This window comes from Hyphomicrobium album (genome assembly GCF_009708035.1).
Taxonomy (GTDB): Bacteria; Pseudomonadota; Alphaproteobacteria; order Rhizobiales; family Hyphomicrobiaceae; genus Hyphomicrobium_A; species Hyphomicrobium_A album.
Genome location: NZ_WMBQ01000001.1, coordinates 1495137 through 1511426, shown reverse-complemented (window position 1 = coordinate 1511426; position 16290 = coordinate 1495137). Strand labels below are relative to the sequence as shown.

Sequence of the window (16290 nt, the reverse complement as noted above, 5' to 3'; positions counted from 1 at the left end):
ATGGCGATGCCCGCTACGGTGCCGGTAGAGGCGGTGCAACGGATCGCGGTCGTCTGTCCTCCGGGAACGCCGCTTCTGCAACTGCGCGACGTCTTGATCGGCGAGGCGCTGACGCGCGGTCGCAAGGTCTTGGTCGTGGCGCCCGAGTTCAGCGGTGCGGAAGTGCGCAGCTTGAGCGATCTCGGCGCCGAGCACGCCACGTTCGTGCCCGATGCGAGCGGCCTCAAGCTGTTCTCCGACTGGAAGGCGATCGCCGGCTTGAAACAAATTCTCGGCGAGTGGGCGCCGCATGTCGTGGTCGCGTGCGGTTCGCAGACCATGATCTACGGCGCGCTGGCGGCGAAGGCCGTCGGCGTCGGACGCATCGTTCTGATCGTTGACTGCTTGCCCGAGCATCGCTTCACCGGGCCGCTCGCAGCCGACGAGATGCCCGCCTGGCGCTATGGCCAGGCGCTGCGTGCGGCCGACGAAGTCGTGTTCCACAATCGCGACGACCTGGCACTGCTCAAGAAGCTGGCCCTCGTCCCTGACGAACTGTCCGCCACGGTCGTGTCAGGCGGTGGCGTCGATCTCGAGCACCAGCAGGTGCTGCAACTTCCGCCGCTCGGCCACGGTCTCGTGTTTCTCATGATCGCCAGCCTCGATTGGCGGCGCGGGATCAAGGAATACTGCGAGGCGGCCAAGATCCTGCGCGCACGCGCGCCAGCGCTGCGCTGCCTGCTCGCCGTGCTTCCGGACGAAGGCGCCAAGGCGATCGACATGGCCGAGCTGGCGCTGCAAGCGAACGTCGAATACGTCGGGCTCGCCGAGGATCACGCCGAACTGCTGACCGAGGCGCATGTCTTCGTCTACCCGGGCTGCGCCGAGGGCATGCCGCGACCGCTGCTGCAGGCGCTCGCCGCCGGTCGCCCGATCGTCACGACGAATGTCGCCGGCTGCCGCGACACCGTCGACGAACGCGTCAATGGCGTGCTGGTGGCGCCACGCGATCCCGAGGCGCTGGCCGAGGCGATGGAAAGCTTCTTACGGCGCCCCGACCTCATTCCCGCGATGGCGCGCGCAAGCCGGGGCAAGGCGGAGCGCTTCGACAGCGTCGCCGCCGTCAGGCGCACGATGCTCGGCGTCGTCGGGATCGAATAGCGACCCTCAGAATCCCGCATAGAGCTGGTAGCTGAGCTTCGGCTGGCGAAACGACGTCGCGCAGTCGATGAGCATGTCGGAACGGATCGCCTGGCGGCCGATCAGCATGCGATACGTCATGTGCTCCCGGTTCGTGAGCGTGATCTCGATCGGCCACTGCCGGCCGCCGATACTCAATGGTGTCAGGATCACGTAGCGCAGCTCACGCACGCCGTTCGAGCTGACGACCTCGCGCCGGTCGACGACGTCGGACGTGGCCGACACTTCAAGCCCGCCGACATCAGGACTTGGACGGACGGAGAAACGGACCCGCGGGTGCTTGGGTGTTCCGTAAGCCTCTATGTAATGGGTGTGCAGGGCCGAGGTCTTGGCGCCGGTGTCGATCTTGGCCTTGAGCGCCGGCAAGCCCAGTTCGGGCAGGGCGACCCACTCCTGCCAACCCACGATCAGACGCGACGCATCCGAAAGCACGGCTGTTATTTCCCGGCCAAACTGCGATCCGCCCGAAATGTTAGCCGTTCTCCTTGAAATGCGCATCAGTTTCCATTGACGCGCCTTCGAAGAGGCGCAGACTCGGCCTCAAATCCGCTCGTTTCGGCGGCCCTGATTCAGCCCTGGTCAGTGGCCCGGCGCCGTCCTTGAGGAGAGACAAAATGCGCAACAAATTGCTGGTGCTGGCAATGGCCAGCCTCCTGCCATTCGCGACAGCCGCGCTCGTCACGGCTGCCGAGCCGCCGGCCGACTCAGGGATGGCGACCGAGCCGGAGGATCCCAACGCCGCCCCCTATCCGCCCGACGGCGTAACCGATCCGAACGTCGATTATCCGACGGATGCCCCGGAGGGTACCGATCAGGGCGAAGCCGCGACCGACCCGACGCCCCCGGCTGCCGCCACCGCCCCCCCGCCGGCCGCCGCGCCGCCCCCCGCCGCCGCCAACAAGAAAGCTCCGTAGGACTGACCATACATCTCAAAGCCGCGTCTTTGCGCGCTGCCGCGATGTGATTGACCGTCCTGGCGGACTTCCCTATTTCAGGCGCATGTCCAAGCTGTCGATTATCACCCTTCCGGACCCCATCCTGCGCAAGCTGTCGACCCCCGTCGAGCGCGTCGACGACGAGTTGCGTCAACTGGCCGACGACATGCTGGAGACGATGTACGCGGCTCCCGGCGTCGGTCTCGCAGCGGTGCAGGTGGGCATTCCGCGGCGTCTCGTGGTGATCGACGTTGCCGACGAAAACGAGCAGCCCAACCCGCTGGTATTCATCAATCCCGAGATCGTCGCGCTCGGATCGGAGATGCGCCAGCACGAGGAAGGCTGCCTGTCGATCCCCGACTTTCGCCTCGAGATCGAGCGCCCGTCGACCTTGACGCTTCGCTATCTCGATCGCAACTGGAAGCCGCAGGAGCTGGATGCGGAGGGGCTTCTCGCCACCGCCATCCAGCACGAGATCAATCACCTCGACGGTAAGCTCATCATCGACTTCCTTTCTCCGCTGAAGCGCGACATTGTGGTGCGCAAGTTCAAAAAACAGGCGCGTGCGGCAACCTGAGCCGGCACGCCGCGCACCTCTTCAATACTGGCCGGTACCTCCATGTCCCTGCGCATCGTCTTCATGGGAACGCCGGCGTTTGCCGTACCTACGCTGGCCGAGGTCATCGGCGCGGGGCACACGATCGTCGCTGTCTATTCACAGCCGCCGCGTGCGGCCGGGCGCGGCATGGCCGAGCGCAAGTCGCCGGTGCAAGTCTTTGCCGGGTCTGCCGGCATCGAGGTCCTGACGCCGGCCTCTTTGAAGGGGGCGGAGGAGCAGGCGGTGTTCGCCGCCCACGCAGCCGACGCCGCCGTGGTCGTCGCCTACGGGCTCTTGCTGCCCAACGCGATCCTCACCGCTCCTAAGCACGGCTGCTTCAACCTCCATCCGTCCAAGTTGCCGCGCTGGCGCGGCGCGGCGCCGATCCAGCGGCCGATCATGTCCGGCGACAGCGAGACGGCGGCGATGGTGATGCGCATGGAGCAGGGGCTCGATACCGGCCCCGTGTGCCTCGCCGAGCCGGTCGCCATCGGACCCAATCAGACGTACGGCGACATGCACGATATCCTGGCGCAGCGCGGTGCATCGTTGATGGTGCGGGCGCTGTCGGCGCTGGAGCGCGGCACGCTCGACTGCACACCCCAACCGGACGAGGGCGTCACCTACGCCAAGAAGATCGACAAGGCGGAGGCGCGCATAGACTTCACCAAGGGCGCGCGCGAGGTGCACAACCTGATCCGCGGGCTTTCGCCGTTCCCCGGCGCCTGGTTCGAAGTGGGGGCGGAGGGCAAGTCCGAGCGCATCAAGGTGCTGCGCGCGTCGCTGGCGGAAGGCGCAGGGGCACCGGGCGAGGTGCTCGACGACCAGTTGACGGTGGCCTGCGGGGCCGGCGCGGTTCGCTTCGTCGAGCTGCAGCGCGCCGGTAAGAAGCCCATGCCGGTCGCCGAGGTGCTACGCGGCTTCCCTATCCCGCCTGGCACCCGCCTTTAAGCGGCGCTCAGGCGCCGGCACCCTTAGCCATCATCGGCTTACATGCGCGCGCGCCGTTGTGCGCCCGGTGTTCATTCGTTAATATTCGTTAGTAGTCAAATGATTGTACGGAGTTGTTCGATGCGTTTCTTAGCTGTCATTCTGCTAGTAGCCTCCGCCTCGGCAGCACTTGCCCAGCAGACGACACGCATCGAGACCCGGCCGTACTACGGCGCCGTCGTCACCATCGAGCACGGCGTGCGCGTCTATCGACCGGTGCCCCCCACCACCCACTTGATCGTCAATCCCGACGGCGCCACGCCGCTCGAGATCAATGCCGGTGCCGGGACCTCGGTGCGCCGCAGCTCTACCACGACCAACACCGACCGCTGACGTCGGCCGCGCCGCGGCTTGAGGCGGCGGCGCTGGGCGGCTAGGGATGGGCGGCACGCAGCTCGGCGTGCGGCATGCAGAATTTCCTATGCCTCGCTATCGCATAACCATCGAATACGACGGCACCCCGTTTCTCGGCTGGCAACGCCAGGCGGACGGCGCAACCGTACAGGGCGAGCTCGAGAATGCGCTCTTCCGCTTCACTGGGGAAACGGCGGCGGTGCGCGGCGCCGGCCGCACCGATGCCGGCGTGCACGCGCTGGGGCAGGTCGCGCATTTCGACCTCGGCAAGGAGTGGGAGCCGTTTCGCATCCGCGAGGCGATGAACTTCCATCTGCGCCCTTCGCCGGTGGCGATCATCGACTGCACGCAAGTCGGCGACGACTTCGACGCCCGCTACAGCGCCACGTCGCGCCACTACCGCTATCGCATCCTGGCGCGACGTGCGCCGCCGGCGCTCGAACGCAGTCGCGTGTGGTGGCTGCCCGTCGACCTCGATGCTCAGGCGATGCATCGCGCTGCGCAGGCGCTACTCGGCAAGCACGACTTCACGACGTTCCGCGCGGCCCAGTGCCAGGCGAACTCGCCGCTCAGGACGCTCGATCGGCTCGACGTCTCGCGTTACGCCGACGAGATCGTCATCCAGGCGTCGGCGCGGTCCTTCCTGCACAATCAGGTGCGCTCCATGGTCGGCAGCCTGAAGCTCGTCGGCGAGGGGAAGTGGCGGCCGGACGATCTCAAGGCCGCTCTCGACGCCCGCGACCGCACGGCGTGCGGCCCGGTCGCCGCCGCCTGCGGGCTTTATCTCGAGCGCGTGGATTACGACGTCCGGCCCGATGCGACCACCGAGGTGGCCCCGGACGACGACTGAACTAGATTACTCGATGATCGACAGGAATTCTTGGCGCGTCACCGGGCTGTCGCGGAACACACCGAGCATGCGGCTCGTCACTAGGTCGGTGCCAGGCTTCATGATGCCGCGCGCCGTCATGCAGAAGTGCTCGGCCTTGAGCAGCACGCCGACGCCCTGCGGCTGCAGCACCGTATCAATCGCGTTGGCGATCTGTGCCGTCATCTTCTCCTGGATCTGCAGCCGCTTCGCGTACACCTCGACGATGCGCGCGAGCTTGGAGATGCCGACAACGCGTCCGTTGGGGATGTACGCCACCCAGGCACGGCCAATGATCGGCGCCATGTGGTGCTCGCAGTGGCTCTCAAAGCGGATGCCGCGCAGGACGATCATCTCGTCGTAGCCTTCGGTCTCCTCGAAGGTCGTCGACAGGATCTGCTCGGGGTCCTCGTTGTAGCCGCGGAAATACTCCTCGAACGCCTTGGTGACGCGCTTGGGCGTGTCGCGCAGGCCGTCTCGATCCGGGTTGTCGCCGGTCCAACGCAGCATCGTGCGCACGGCAGCCTCGACTTCCGAGCGGCTGGGGCGATCGTCGGACTGGTCCACGGAGGTCTCTTTGTGCTTCTTCTGCAAGGTGCGCTCTAGGGTTAGGGGCGGCTCTTATGCGTTTGTGGCGAGCCGGGCAAGTTGGTATGCCGCGGCAGCATAGCGCAACCGGTTGAGTTTCTGCTCAACCCGAAGGCTGCATTACAAGCATTGGCCATATATGGGGGTTCTGCGGGCGCCCCCAAGGGCGGCTTGCCGGGCAACTGAGCCATGCAAGTTTGGCGCATGCAACTTCGCGGCAACGCTCGCCGGCTATTGGGAAAGCTGACCAGTTCGTAAGCCGTCGACCTGGGCCGGCGGTGGCAAATTGCGGGCATGTCGCCCGTCCGTCTTCTGTGCGCGCTGCTGCTCGCCGCCGTGGTCCTCCTCGACCCGGGGATGGCGCTCGCCGGCGGGCTCGTCGACGAGCTCAAGATCGGCGTGCTGTGGCACGACGTGCCAGGACTATGGAGCGGTTTCCAGGCGGAGCCGGGCTGCGCCGACATCGACATCGAAGCGCTGCTGTCGCCATCGGTCGCCTTTCTCGGCGGCACCATCCGGCCAGCGCTCGGTCCGCGCGTTCATCTCGACCATCGGCGCGACGAGCGACATCTACGTCGATGCGCGCTGGCAGTACAAAACGCCGTCGGGAGTTTTCCTACCGCTTTTAAGCTCCTAGCAAGGCGTTTGCGACGCGCATCTCCGCGTGCGCTCGTGCGTGCGGACGCGTGACGGCAACGCCGCAAAATAAGGCCTTTCCTGCATAGTTGCGAATGCCATTCGAAATGCGTTCGACGTGGTTTGCATTCGTTTCAATTGTCGGCATCAAGCGAGCGGAACTTTAGGGGTTTAAGCCTATGTTTTGCGCATCGGACGGTGGCACGTTCGGGGCGCTTGGAAGACAGGCGTTCGCAAGTCACAGGTGCAATCCTTTTGTGGAGTTGAAACGTCATGTCGACCACCAAGATCATCGCTGCTCTCGCTGCTACGGCCATGGTTGGCCTGTTCACCGCCACGGCTTATGCCGAGTCGATCCCGCAGGAAGAGATCAACCAGTACAGCGGTTCGGACAAGCCGGACGTTGACGCTGGCGCCTCCAAGGGCTCCGACGAGTCGATCGTCAAGCAGGAGCAGAACCAGTTCGGCAACGAGCCCGCCAAGGACCTCGACGCCAACCGTCAGGGCGCCGGCGGCGAGAGCCTGCCCCAGATGGAGCAGGAAGGCATTCCGGGCGGCGATCGCTAAGCTTCGCCCCCTCTCTATCTAGCTTCTCTCTCAGACGGCCGCGGTGGCATTCGCCCCGCGGCCGTTTGCATTTTTGGCGGCCGGTTGGCTTCGCGATTTTGCCAAATTCTCGAAGGAGATAAGAGGTCGCGTGCGACGTTCCGGCGGGAACCGAGGCTTCACTCGCTGAGTTGGTCACCCATGCAGGTAGCAACCGAAATGCCCTACTGGATGCGCAGCATCGGCCGTCATTTGCGGGCAAAATGCTCGGCGGAGCCGAAGCTGCCCTTCGAGGTGCGGCTCAATCTGCTCAAACTGGTGCGCGTCGAGGGGGAGATGCACGTTCTGCACGTCTACTCCGGCCTGTTCTGAGGGGCGCCGGCGGCCACGCAACCGCTTGAATCCGGGACCGGTAGCTTTTTGCGCCTTGCCATCGATGGCCGCCCCGATTACACCGGCAGCGCTCTGCGCATTCCCGCCTTCGGCGGGCCAGGGTCCCCAGGCGCTGCGGTAGCTCAGTGGTAGAGCACTCCCTTGGTAAGGGAGAGGCCGAGAGTTCAATCCTCTCTCGCAGCACCATCCCCAGCCCAAGCCCACATTTCCTTGGCGTCGCCGAGCCGATCACGACCGCGACTGTTGCTGATGCGCAGCGAGATCGATGTTCCGGGCGGAGGCCGCGTTCTCCGTCTTGCGGCGCTGAATGAATTACGACGGCTTCAGATATCGCCCCATTGCGCGCTTAGCTGTCGCTACATTTTCACCCATATCGAACGAGACACCGGCTACTCGCGCATCCTCAGGCGTCAGGCACAGCATCTCGCAATCAGTAAGAAATCGGGCGAGGAAGTCATCGATCATTTCGTTGCTGATCAACACCCCGGCGAGGATTCGCCGAACTGCAGCTAAGCAATCCTCGTCCTTGTCGACCTTGAAAACACCCGGGGCACCTTGATACCAAGCCTCGCCGAAAACCACCGCTGGCTTCTTTCTCACCACTGCTTCCCATCCGACCGTCCCATTCACGCTGGCGACAAAAAGAGAGCCGTCGAGAAGCGCGAAGTGATCGGAGGAGAGCGGGGCAAAGCAAACACCCCTGATCTTGGAGAGGCGTTCGTAGTAGTTCGCGTCACGGCCAAGGTAGTTGTAATGATCGAAGTCTAGAAGCTGCGCCGGATGCTCCTTCACAACGATTGCGCAGTCGTCAGGGAGATGGTGCGCGAGGGTCGAAACCGCCAGGTACTGATCGACAAATCTTCCGCCTAGAGGGCTCGTGGTGTTCTCGGGCTGAAAGTTGAGCAGAAAATACACGTAGCGCGACGGCCTGCTGAAGTTCCGTGTTCGAGCCTGATAGTCGGCAGTTAGCGCGCGCCATTCGGCCGCGACGATCTTGTGCTGCGACAGGGCTCTTAGCTCCTCGAGTCGCAGACGCCGCAAGACTCTAAGTGCGGTCCCCACCTTGCGTGCCGCGATCCAGGGCATCGCAGTCAGTCTGTCGAGTTTCGCTGCCCAGCCGGACGGTTTCGGACCGCCGAATTTGTCGAGTGCTTCCTTGGTATCGATAGGAATGGCATGTACATAGTCCTGCCGAATTCTCGCCAGGTACTCCTTGACCGGCTTGGTGTGCTCCGCACCTTGTGCACCCCCGGTGTGCTCGATGCCCCGCGGGGTATAGTCGGTGGAAAGGAAGCAGACGCCGGGAAGCCGCGTGTAATTGAAAACTAGCGTCTGGATATTGCGGCTCTTGCAGATTGCGTAGAGGACAAAATCCGACACTTCGTGAGGTGCGCTGCCGAAAATCGCGACGTCGAATTTTCGCCGATCAATGATCTCTGCCCAGAAGCACAGCAGAAAGTGATAGAGATATTTGCGTTGCGCATGGGTATGCGTCTTGAGCGGATCGAGGCGATCCATCATCGGGTAGACGTACTTTTCCGACCACGCGATCTCGTCGAGCAGGTCTATGGTGAGATAGCTGAGATCGGCTCCCTCGAAGGTACCCTCTAAGCCAGTTGCAATTAGCGCTCCGTGGTCGACGTGTAAGCACGACGACCCCGAATCTTGACTGCGGGGGGCGCCAAAAACTGCCAGAACCACCTTCTTGAGCCGCCCCTCCCGCTCGAGCTCATTTACGGCGTCGGAAATGACGCCGACGGTCGAGCAGAGTAATACCTTCGTCATCGCTCGCCTTGGTCAAATCCCTGAGGTTGTCGCAGTGGGGCGCACCGCGTTGCCTAGGCTTTCAGTAACGGAACTGCGAAGACCGCCAGTGTGCTCGATGCCGCGCGATATAATCGAAGCACTCGACAAATTCGGCGCTCCGAAAGCATCGGGCTGGGGTCTACCCCCGTCCCGCGTAGCGCAGGGAACCATTCTCGAAATTGGTCCAACATTCAAGTGTGGCGCCTGGATGAACGCCTTCGCATGGTAAAGCGAACATCCCAAGCAAGCGTCTCTCGCACCTCAAGCCGGCGACGGGCCGCGTCAGCAGCGCGAAAGGCGAAGCCGCGAACTGGGGGCACTTCACCTAGCCCCGCGACCGGCGAGAAGGCGTCTTGGAATTGGAATTCATCCGCGAGCGACAAGCCACGCTGACGCGCTCGCTTACCGTTTGTCGCCGCCTATGTGAGCCGTTGCTGGGCCACACGACCTAGTGCTCGGCCGTCGCGGCCGGTTGCCGAGACCCCATCGCCGGTCCGCGCGACTGAGCGATCGCCCAGAGCGTCAGCGAGAGGCCGACAATCGCGGGCAACGTCACCGCCGGAAAGTCGCGCGGAATCGCGGAGGCAGAGCAGATCCCGACCGCCACCTCCCAGAAGTGGAACAGGGCATGACCCGTGAGCCACAGCGAGGCTGCGCCCCAAAGGGCCACGCGCAGGTGCGGCCGCGCGACCCCAACGAGAAAGGCGCTCCCGAGCAACAGGAAGATGAGCCCGATGTCGCGCACGAAGTGCTGATTGAACGGCCCGGTCGTCGTCACGCCGGGAACGGCCAAGTACCAGTCCTCCGGCGCGACCAGCATATAGACGCCGTTGGCCAGCGCGGCGACGCCGAGCGCGACGGCGAGGGCAAGACAGAATGACTTGAGCATCGGATATCTCCAGGTAAGAGCGAGCCGCGGTGCCAAGTGCCGCGTGGACTAGGCGTGGGCCGACGAGCGGCTCAGCCAGTCTGCGAAGCGAATGGACCCCAACACCGGGCCGTCGCCGGGTGTCAGCGACTTGTCGTTGAGTTCGGTACCGAAGTAGCGGGCGTGCACGTCGGCGATCACCTTGCGGCCGTCTCCCTTGATCGCCAGATGCTGCCGGGCGAGCGCATCGAGGGGGATCTTCTCGGGGCCAGCCACCTCGACGATCCCGTTCACCGGATTGCCCAAGGTCACTTCGGCCAGCGCAGCCACGACATCGTCGGAGGCAATGGGCTGCAGGAGAGCCGGCGACAAATGGATTTCGTCGCCCTTGGCCGCCGACTGGACGATCCCGCTGACGAACTCGAAGAACTGGGTCGAGCGCAGGATCGTGTACGGAATTTTCGAAGCCTGGATGAGCCTCTCTTGCGCCATCTTGGCGCGAAGGTACCCGCTTTCGGGGAGGCGATCGGCGCCGACGACCGACAGAGCCACGTGGTGGCGGACACCGGCGGCCGCCTCGGCGGCCAGCAGATTGCGGCCGGCCGTTTCGAAAAACTCCAACACCGCCCTATCCTCGAACGACGGCGAATTGGCCACGTCGACGACGATGTCGGCGCCGGAGAGCGCCTCGGCCAGACCTTCGCGCGTGATCGTGTTGACGCCTGAGTTCGGCGATGCTGCCAGAACCTCATGGCCCTTGCCGCGCAGCAGTCCGACGAGCTTCGATCCGATGAGGCCGCTGCCACCGATGACGACGATTTTCATGAAACATCTCCCAAAATGACGCCGCGAGGGTGCTGGCGTCTTCTCCTGGGCTGAGATTGCCCCCGGGGGCGCGGAAAGGCTTTGTCGCGGCCTTGGAAAGCTCTTGGGTTTACCTTGGAATTACGTCCAAGGCGTAGTCCAGGGGCACGGCGACCGTGTAAATCGAACCCGTGCTAAGCAAGGGGCGCTCGGCCGGCCTCGAAATACCGGACCTGCGGCTCACGGAGCGCTGACGTGCAATTTATCTTCGCCGATTGCGTGCTCGACCCCGATCGGCGCGAGCTCACGCGCGCTGCAGAGACGGTTGCCATCGGCCCGCAAGTCTTCGACTTGCTGCTCTATTTCATCCAAAACCGCGACCGCGTCGTCAGCAAGGATGACATCCTCGAAGCCATCTGGGGCGGGCGGATCGTCTCGGAATCGACGCTGACGAGCCACATCAACGCGGTTCGCAAGGCCATTGGCGATAGCGGCGAAGAGCAACACCTGGTTCGCACGGTTCCTCGCAAAGGATTTCGCTTCGTCGGCGATGTCAGGGAAGCGCAAGCTTCCGACAGTCCCTCGGCGAGCGGCAATGACGCAGCGCCTGCTCCAGCCCGCGCGGCGCTTGCCCTTCCTAGCAAGCCGTCCATTGCCGTCCTGCCGTTTCAGAACTTGAGCGGCGACCCGGAGCAGGACTATTTCGCCGACGGAGTCGTAGAGGAGATCATCACGGAGCTGTCGCGGGCACGCTGGCTGTTCGTGATCGCGCGCAACTCGAGCTTCACCTACCAGGGCCGCGCGGTGGACGTGAAGCAGGTGGGGGAGGAGCTCGGTGTCGGCTACGTGCTGGAAGGCAGTGTGCGCAAGGCCTCTGACCGCGTCCGCATCACGGGACAGCTGATCGACGCCACTACCGGCGGTCACCTTTGGGCGGAACGGTACGAGGGAACACTCGACGACATTTTCGAGCTGCAGGATCGGATCGCTGCGAACGTCGCCGGTGCGATCGCCCCGCAGGTAGAGCTCGCCGAGATCGAACGCGCCAAGAGCAAGCCGCCCGCCAGCCTCAATGCCTACGACTGCTACCTGCGCGGGCTGGCGCACATGAATCGCGGGACCAGGGAGTCCGTCGCGGAGGCGTTGCCGCTGTTCCATCGAGGCATCGAGCTCGACCCCGAGTTCGCTGCCGCCCACGCCATGGCCGCCTGGTGCATCTTCTGGCGCAAGGTCAACGGCTGGATGGAGGATCGCCCGCACGAGATTGCCGAAGGCGTTCACCTGGCGCGCCGCGCGGTTGAAATGGGCCGGGACGACGCCGTGGCGCTCACGCGCGGCGGTCACGCACTCGCCCATCTCGCCGGCGATCTCGATAGCGGTATCGCGTTGCTGGATAGAGCGGTCTTCCTCAATCCCAACTTGGCGTCCGCCTGGTTTCTCGGCGGCTTCCTGAGAACGTGGCACGGCGAATCCGAAAGCGCCATTGAGCACTTCGAGCGTGCCATGCGGTTAAGCCCCGTCGACCCCGAACTCTATCGCATGCAGGCTGGCATGGCGATGGCGCACCTCTTTGCCGGGCGCCTGGACGCCGCGTCCACCTGGGCGGAGCAGGCCTACAGGAATTTGCCGAGCTTCCTGATGGTCGTGGCGACCATTGCCGCGACGCGAGGGCTGGTCGGGCGACAGGAGGAAGCGCAACGCGCCATGGAACAGTTGCGGGCGCTCGATCCCACGCTGCGCATCTCCAATCTCACGGACTGGCTCCCGATCCACCGCCCGGAGCATCTCACCAAATTCGCCGATGGCTTGCGGAAGGCGGGCCTTCCCGAGTGAGGGCTGAGGCCGCGGATCAGAACCGATAGTTGATGCCGATCTTGCCGGTGTGCAGCTCGATATCGTTTGCGGCCGCACGGCCGTTGACGGTATCCGACGTACCTGCGACGGCGCCATTGCGGACCGTTAGTCGTCTGACACCGACTTCATCATGGTTTACCAGTGGCTAGTCCCCTCCGCAGGTTTGCCACCGGCACCCGCCAGTTGTTGCCCCCGCCCCGGCTGGATTATTCTCGCTGCATGGACCGCCGCGCCAGGATCACAATCGGCTTGGTTGCGCTTCTGCTCATTCCGGAAGCAGCACTCGGCGATTGGTCGACCTACAAGTCATCCCGGGTCGATAGCCTCATTCAGCAATTCATGACACCGCGTCCGGGCCGCGCGAGCGCGCCGGCATTGTCGATCGCGATCGGCATGGGCGGCGAGCCAGTGCTGGCAAAAGGCTTCGGCGAGGCGCACGGCGATGTCCCGGCAAGCGCGACCACCGTCTATCATATCGGGTCGCTGACCAAGCAGTTCACCGCCGCGGCGGTGCTACGTCTGATCGAGAGTGGCGCCCGAGCGCCGCTGTCACAAGCGCCTTTGACGCTCGAGACGCCAATGCGCGACGTATTCGAAGGCGTCGAGAGGTGGACGGCGGCGGACGAGCCGCCGATCACCGTGCGTAGTCTGCTGACGATGACGTCCAACCTGCCGAACTTCACGCTCCATCCGCCGCGCGAGGTCGATCCGTGGGGCGCCGTGGAAACGCCGCGCCTGCTCGCAGCGCTGAAGAAACTGCCGCCGCACGGCTGGCCGAACACGTTCGAGTACAGCAACACGAGCTACTTCCTGTTGGCGCGCGTCATCGAAGCGTCAGCGCCGCGGCCGATGAAATCCCGTGACTTCGTGCGCGCGGAAATCATCGACCGCGCCGGACTGAAGCGCACCGGCTTTGTCGACGACTATGCCCCCGGCTCGGACGTGGCGCAGCCGCACTACCGGCGGCGCCCGGCATTCGCGCAGCCGAATTGGCTCGACGGCTGCGGGGACATGGCGAGCAACGTGCTCGATCTCTTTCACTGGAATAAGGAGCTGATGGACGGCGGCATCGTCAGTGCGGAGGGCCGCGCGGCGATGTTCTCCGATGCGGCGCGCGTCGATCCCGTCATGTACTACGGCATGGGCTGGTTCGTCGGGCATGACGGCGAGTGGGACAGCTATCACCACTCGGGCTCGGTGCCGGGCTACACGTCTTACAATGCCGTCCTGCGCAATCGGCGCTCCGGCGAATGGCTGTCGGTCACGTTGCTCACCAACAGCGACGGCGTCGATGATCTCGACCGACTGGCCGACGAAGTGATCGATGTCGCGCTCGAGCGCTAACCAACTTTCGACGTCTGAGACTCCCTCTCGACAACGTGATGCTCGTGCAAAGGTGCGAAATTGCACGTTTTTGCAGGGAAAATGCAGCGCTCGGGAATGAAGTGCAATGCACTCGGGCGAACATTGCTAGCGCCCGCGGGAATGCCTCCACTGGTCGCCTTGGCATCGCTTACGTACGGTCGGTGCTGCCACGCTCTGCGGCCGGGCGTCGAGATGACCGTTCCTTCATTTGGGTTTTCTCGGCGCCTGGCCGCTCTTTTTTATCTCCCCTCGACTGTGCGAACCGCGTGAAGCGCGGCGCTTGCGAGCCGCGTTGAACGTCGGCTTCAAGAGATCGTGAAGGGGAAAAGTTTGCCGGAGCGCGCGGGAACTCATCCCCTATCTCCGGGCAAATCCGGCACCTAATGTTATAACGCCGCGCTACCTTAATGGAGTGGATCCGAGCAGGCATTTACGCCGTGCCGGGTGCCTCCGCATTCGACAAGTCGCAGCCTACGGGCATGCGACTGGGGGTGGAGCCGCTGGAAAGAGCAATCGTCTACGCCGGGGACCTCACGGTCACCGAACGGGTGAACTCGTGCTCGCATGCGGCTCGTTGGATAGCGCGCAATAAGCGTGGATACGGAGGAAGCGCATGCACATCACGAGGAAAGGGGCCATCCGTCTTGCCGGCGGAATCATGGCCGCTTTGATCGGCCTTGCCGGACCCGGCATGGCGAACGAAGAAATTGAGAAGCGGGCGAAAGACCCGAACACCTGGCCGGCACCGGGCCGCGACAACAAGCTGACGCGGCACAGCCCACTCAAGGACATCAGCGCCGACAACGTCGGCAAACTGCAGATGGCCTGGTCGCAGTCGACCGGGGCGCTGCGCGGTCATGAAGGCCAGCCGCTCTTTATTGATGACGTCGGCGGCAAGCCGATGATGTTCTTCATCTCCGGCTGCCCGAACATGGCTCAGTGCAACATCGCACAGGGTCTCGACCTGTCTGATCCGGACAATCCCAAGCAGATCTGGAACTACGTCAAGAAGGACGATCGCGACGAGTCCGCCGTGCCGCGCGCCTGCTGCGACACGGTCAACCGCGGCGCGTCCTACGCCGACGGCAAGCTCGTGTACGGCACCCTCGACGGCTACGTGATCGCGCTCGACGCGGCCACCGGCAAGGAAGCCTGGGTCGTCAAGCACGCCTGGCCGGAGAAGGGTGAGACCATCACATCGGCTCCGCTCATCGCCGAGAACCTCGTCATCATCGGCTTCGGCGGCGACGAGTTCGCAGCCCGCGGCCGTGTGACGGCCTACAATCTCGCCGACGGCAAGAAGGTGTGGGAGTGCCACTCGACAGGCTCCGACGCCGACCTTTGCTTCTCCAACGACACCAACAAGGCCAACCCGCATTACGGCACGGCCGGCAAGGAACTCGGGATCAAGACCTTCCCGAACGAGGACTGGAAGATCGGCGGCGGCGCGGCTTGGGGCTGGTACAGCTACGATCCGGAACTGAAGCTGGTCTATTATTCGACCGGCAACCCCGGTCTGTGGAGCCCCAGCTATCGCTGCCCGGGCAAGACCCACGAAGAGTGCAACACGGGCGAGTACGACAACAAGTGGTCGATGACCATTTTTGCCCGCAAGGTCGACACCGGCGAGGCCGTCTGGGCCTACCAGATGACCCCGTTCGATCAGTGGGACTATGACGGCGTCAACGAGAACATTCTTGTCGACATGAAGGTTGACGGTAAGGACCGCAAGGCCCTCGTCCACTTCGACCGTAACGGTTTCGCTTACGTCATGGATCGTGCCGACGGCACGCTGCTGCGCGCCAACAAGTACGTGACCACGGACTGGGCCGAGAAGGTCGACCTGAAGACCGGTCGTCCGATCAAGGTCCGCGAGCACTCGCCGCTCGAGCTTGGCCGCAATGTTGCGGCGTGCCCGTCGGCGATGGGCGGCAAGGACCAGCAGCCTGGCTCGGTCGATCCGAAGGATCCGACGAAGTTCTATATGCCAACCAACAACTGGTGCATGGAACTCGAGCCGCAGGAGCGCACGCACACGCAGCAGGGCACGGTCTACGTGTTCGCCAACGTGTACATGTTCCCTGAGAAGCCCGGCACGACCGGCAAGCTGAAGAAGTTCGACGTGCTCACCGGCAAGGCGGACTGGGAAATCCCGGACCCGTATCCGAACTGGGGCGGCAGCATGGTGACCGACGGCGGCCTGGTGTTCTACGGCTCGCTCGGCGGTGACTTCCGTGCTGTGGACCGCAACTCGGGCAAGGTGCTTTGGCACCGCAAACTCGCCTCGGGCATCATCGGCAACCCGATCACCTACAAGGTGAAAGGCAAGCAGTATGTGTCGATCCTCGCCGGTATCGGCGGCTGGATCGGCGTGCCCGTGACGGCCGGCCTCGATCTCAACGACAAGTTCGGTGCGATCGGCGCTACCGCCATGACCAAGGCTGCCAACCTCGACAAGATCCCTCAGGCTGGCACGCTCTTCACCTTCCGCGTCTATGACTAAGGA

General features: G+C 64.0%; 17 protein-coding genes and 1 tRNA gene. 13 read left to right on the top strand and 5 right to left on the bottom strand.

What is annotated here, in order from left to right:
• A complete protein-coding gene (locus GIW81_RS07330) occupies window positions 1-1140 on the top strand; it encodes a glycosyltransferase (RefSeq protein ID WP_154738612.1) in 1140 nt (379 codons plus the stop codon).
• 6 nt (window positions 1141-1146) lie between these two features.
• Here GIW81_RS07330 and GIW81_RS07325 read toward each other — a convergent pair whose 3' ends face one another.
• Complete coding sequence (locus GIW81_RS07325) at window positions 1147-1611, bottom strand: ATP-dependent zinc protease family protein (RefSeq protein ID WP_210251911.1); 465 nt, start codon at window positions 1609-1611, stop codon at window positions 1147-1149.
• A gap of 182 nt (window positions 1612-1793) precedes the next feature.
• On the opposite strand from GIW81_RS07325, the gene GIW81_RS07320 reads away from it, so the two are divergent.
• The 5 genes from GIW81_RS07320 to truA all read left to right on the top strand — a co-directional run bounded on the left by GIW81_RS07320 (window position 1794) and on the right by truA (window position 4906).
• Window positions 1794-2093, top strand: coding sequence for a hypothetical protein (locus tag GIW81_RS07320; RefSeq protein WP_154738610.1), 300 nt, complete (start codon window positions 1794-1796; stop codon window positions 2091-2093).
• A gap of 85 nt (window positions 2094-2178) precedes the next feature.
• Window positions 2179-2691 carry a peptide deformylase gene (gene def / locus GIW81_RS07315; RefSeq protein WP_154738609.1) on the top strand — a complete coding sequence of 171 codons (513 nt, stop codon included), beginning with the start codon at window positions 2179-2181 and terminating at the stop codon, window positions 2689-2691.
• A 48-nt stretch (window positions 2692-2739) separates the two neighbouring features.
• Window positions 2740-3663 carry a methionyl-tRNA formyltransferase gene (gene fmt, locus GIW81_RS07310; RefSeq protein WP_154739562.1) on the top strand — a complete coding sequence of 308 codons (924 nt, stop codon included), beginning with the start codon at window positions 2740-2742 and terminating at the stop codon, window positions 3661-3663.
• 120 nt (window positions 3664-3783) lie between these two features.
• Window positions 3784-4035: a hypothetical protein gene (locus tag GIW81_RS07305; RefSeq protein WP_154738608.1), complete on the top strand. Its 252-nt coding sequence runs from the start codon at window positions 3784-3786 to the stop codon at window positions 4033-4035.
• A gap of 88 nt (window positions 4036-4123) precedes the next feature.
• Complete coding sequence (truA, locus tag GIW81_RS07300) at window positions 4124-4906, top strand: tRNA pseudouridine(38-40) synthase TruA (RefSeq protein ID WP_154738607.1); 783 nt, start codon at window positions 4124-4126, stop codon at window positions 4904-4906.
• Between the two features lie 6 nt (window positions 4907-4912).
• On the opposite strand, the gene folE is transcribed toward truA, so the two are convergent.
• Window positions 4913-5518, bottom strand: a complete 606-nt coding sequence (gene folE, locus GIW81_RS07295; RefSeq protein ID WP_154738606.1) for a GTP cyclohydrolase I FolE — start codon at window positions 5516-5518, stop codon at window positions 4913-4915.
• 288 nt (window positions 5519-5806) lie between these two features.
• On the opposite strand from folE, the gene GIW81_RS07290 reads away from it, so the two are divergent.
• From GIW81_RS07290 to GIW81_RS07275, 4 genes are all read left to right on the top strand, one after another.
• Window positions 5807-6202, top strand: coding sequence for a hypothetical protein (locus GIW81_RS07290; protein WP_154738605.1), 396 nt, complete (start codon window positions 5807-5809; stop codon window positions 6200-6202).
• Between the two features lie 219 nt (window positions 6203-6421).
• On the top strand, window positions 6422-6715 hold the full coding sequence (locus GIW81_RS07285; RefSeq protein ID WP_154738604.1) for a hypothetical protein: 294 nt from the start codon (window positions 6422-6424) through the stop codon (window positions 6713-6715).
• A gap of 180 nt (window positions 6716-6895) precedes the next feature.
• Window positions 6896-7066 (top strand): hypothetical protein, encoded by a 171-nt coding sequence (locus tag GIW81_RS07280; RefSeq protein ID WP_154738603.1) that lies wholly within the window; start codon window positions 6896-6898, stop codon window positions 7064-7066.
• A gap of 132 nt (window positions 7067-7198) precedes the next feature.
• Window positions 7199-7273: transfer RNA gene (locus GIW81_RS07275), tRNA-Thr, on the top strand.
• 126 nt (window positions 7274-7399) lie between these two features.
• On the opposite strand, the gene GIW81_RS07270 is transcribed toward GIW81_RS07275, so the two are convergent.
• The 3 genes from GIW81_RS07270 to GIW81_RS07260 all read right to left on the bottom strand — a co-directional run bounded on the left by GIW81_RS07270 (window position 7400) and on the right by GIW81_RS07260 (window position 10586).
• Window positions 7400-8872, bottom strand: coding sequence for a capsular polysaccharide export protein, LipB/KpsS family (locus GIW81_RS07270; protein WP_154738602.1), 1473 nt, complete (start codon window positions 8870-8872; stop codon window positions 7400-7402).
• Window positions 8873-9341: 469 nt separating this feature from the next.
• Complete coding sequence (locus tag GIW81_RS07265; RefSeq protein ID WP_154738601.1) at window positions 9342-9782, bottom strand: hypothetical protein; 441 nt, start codon at window positions 9780-9782, stop codon at window positions 9342-9344.
• A gap of 48 nt (window positions 9783-9830) precedes the next feature.
• Window positions 9831-10586, bottom strand: coding sequence for an SDR family oxidoreductase (locus tag GIW81_RS07260; RefSeq protein ID WP_154738600.1), 756 nt, complete (start codon window positions 10584-10586; stop codon window positions 9831-9833).
• A 234-nt stretch (window positions 10587-10820) separates the two neighbouring features.
• On the opposite strand from GIW81_RS07260, the gene GIW81_RS07255 reads away from it, so the two are divergent.
• The 3 genes from GIW81_RS07255 (at window position 10821) to GIW81_RS07245 (ending at window position 16287) form a co-directional block, all read left to right on the top strand.
• Window positions 10821-12398: a winged helix-turn-helix domain-containing tetratricopeptide repeat protein gene (locus tag GIW81_RS07255; RefSeq protein WP_324614926.1), complete on the top strand. Its 1578-nt coding sequence runs from the start codon at window positions 10821-10823 to the stop codon at window positions 12396-12398.
• A gap of 270 nt (window positions 12399-12668) precedes the next feature.
• Entirely contained in the window at window positions 12669-13763 is a 1095-nt protein-coding gene (locus GIW81_RS07250; RefSeq protein WP_195930440.1) for a serine hydrolase domain-containing protein, read from the top strand.
• Window positions 13764-14397: 634 nt separating this feature from the next.
• Entirely contained in the window at window positions 14398-16287 is a 1890-nt protein-coding gene (locus GIW81_RS07245) for a PQQ-dependent dehydrogenase, methanol/ethanol family (RefSeq protein ID WP_229309106.1), read from the top strand.
• Window positions 16288-16290 lie beyond the last annotated feature (3 nt).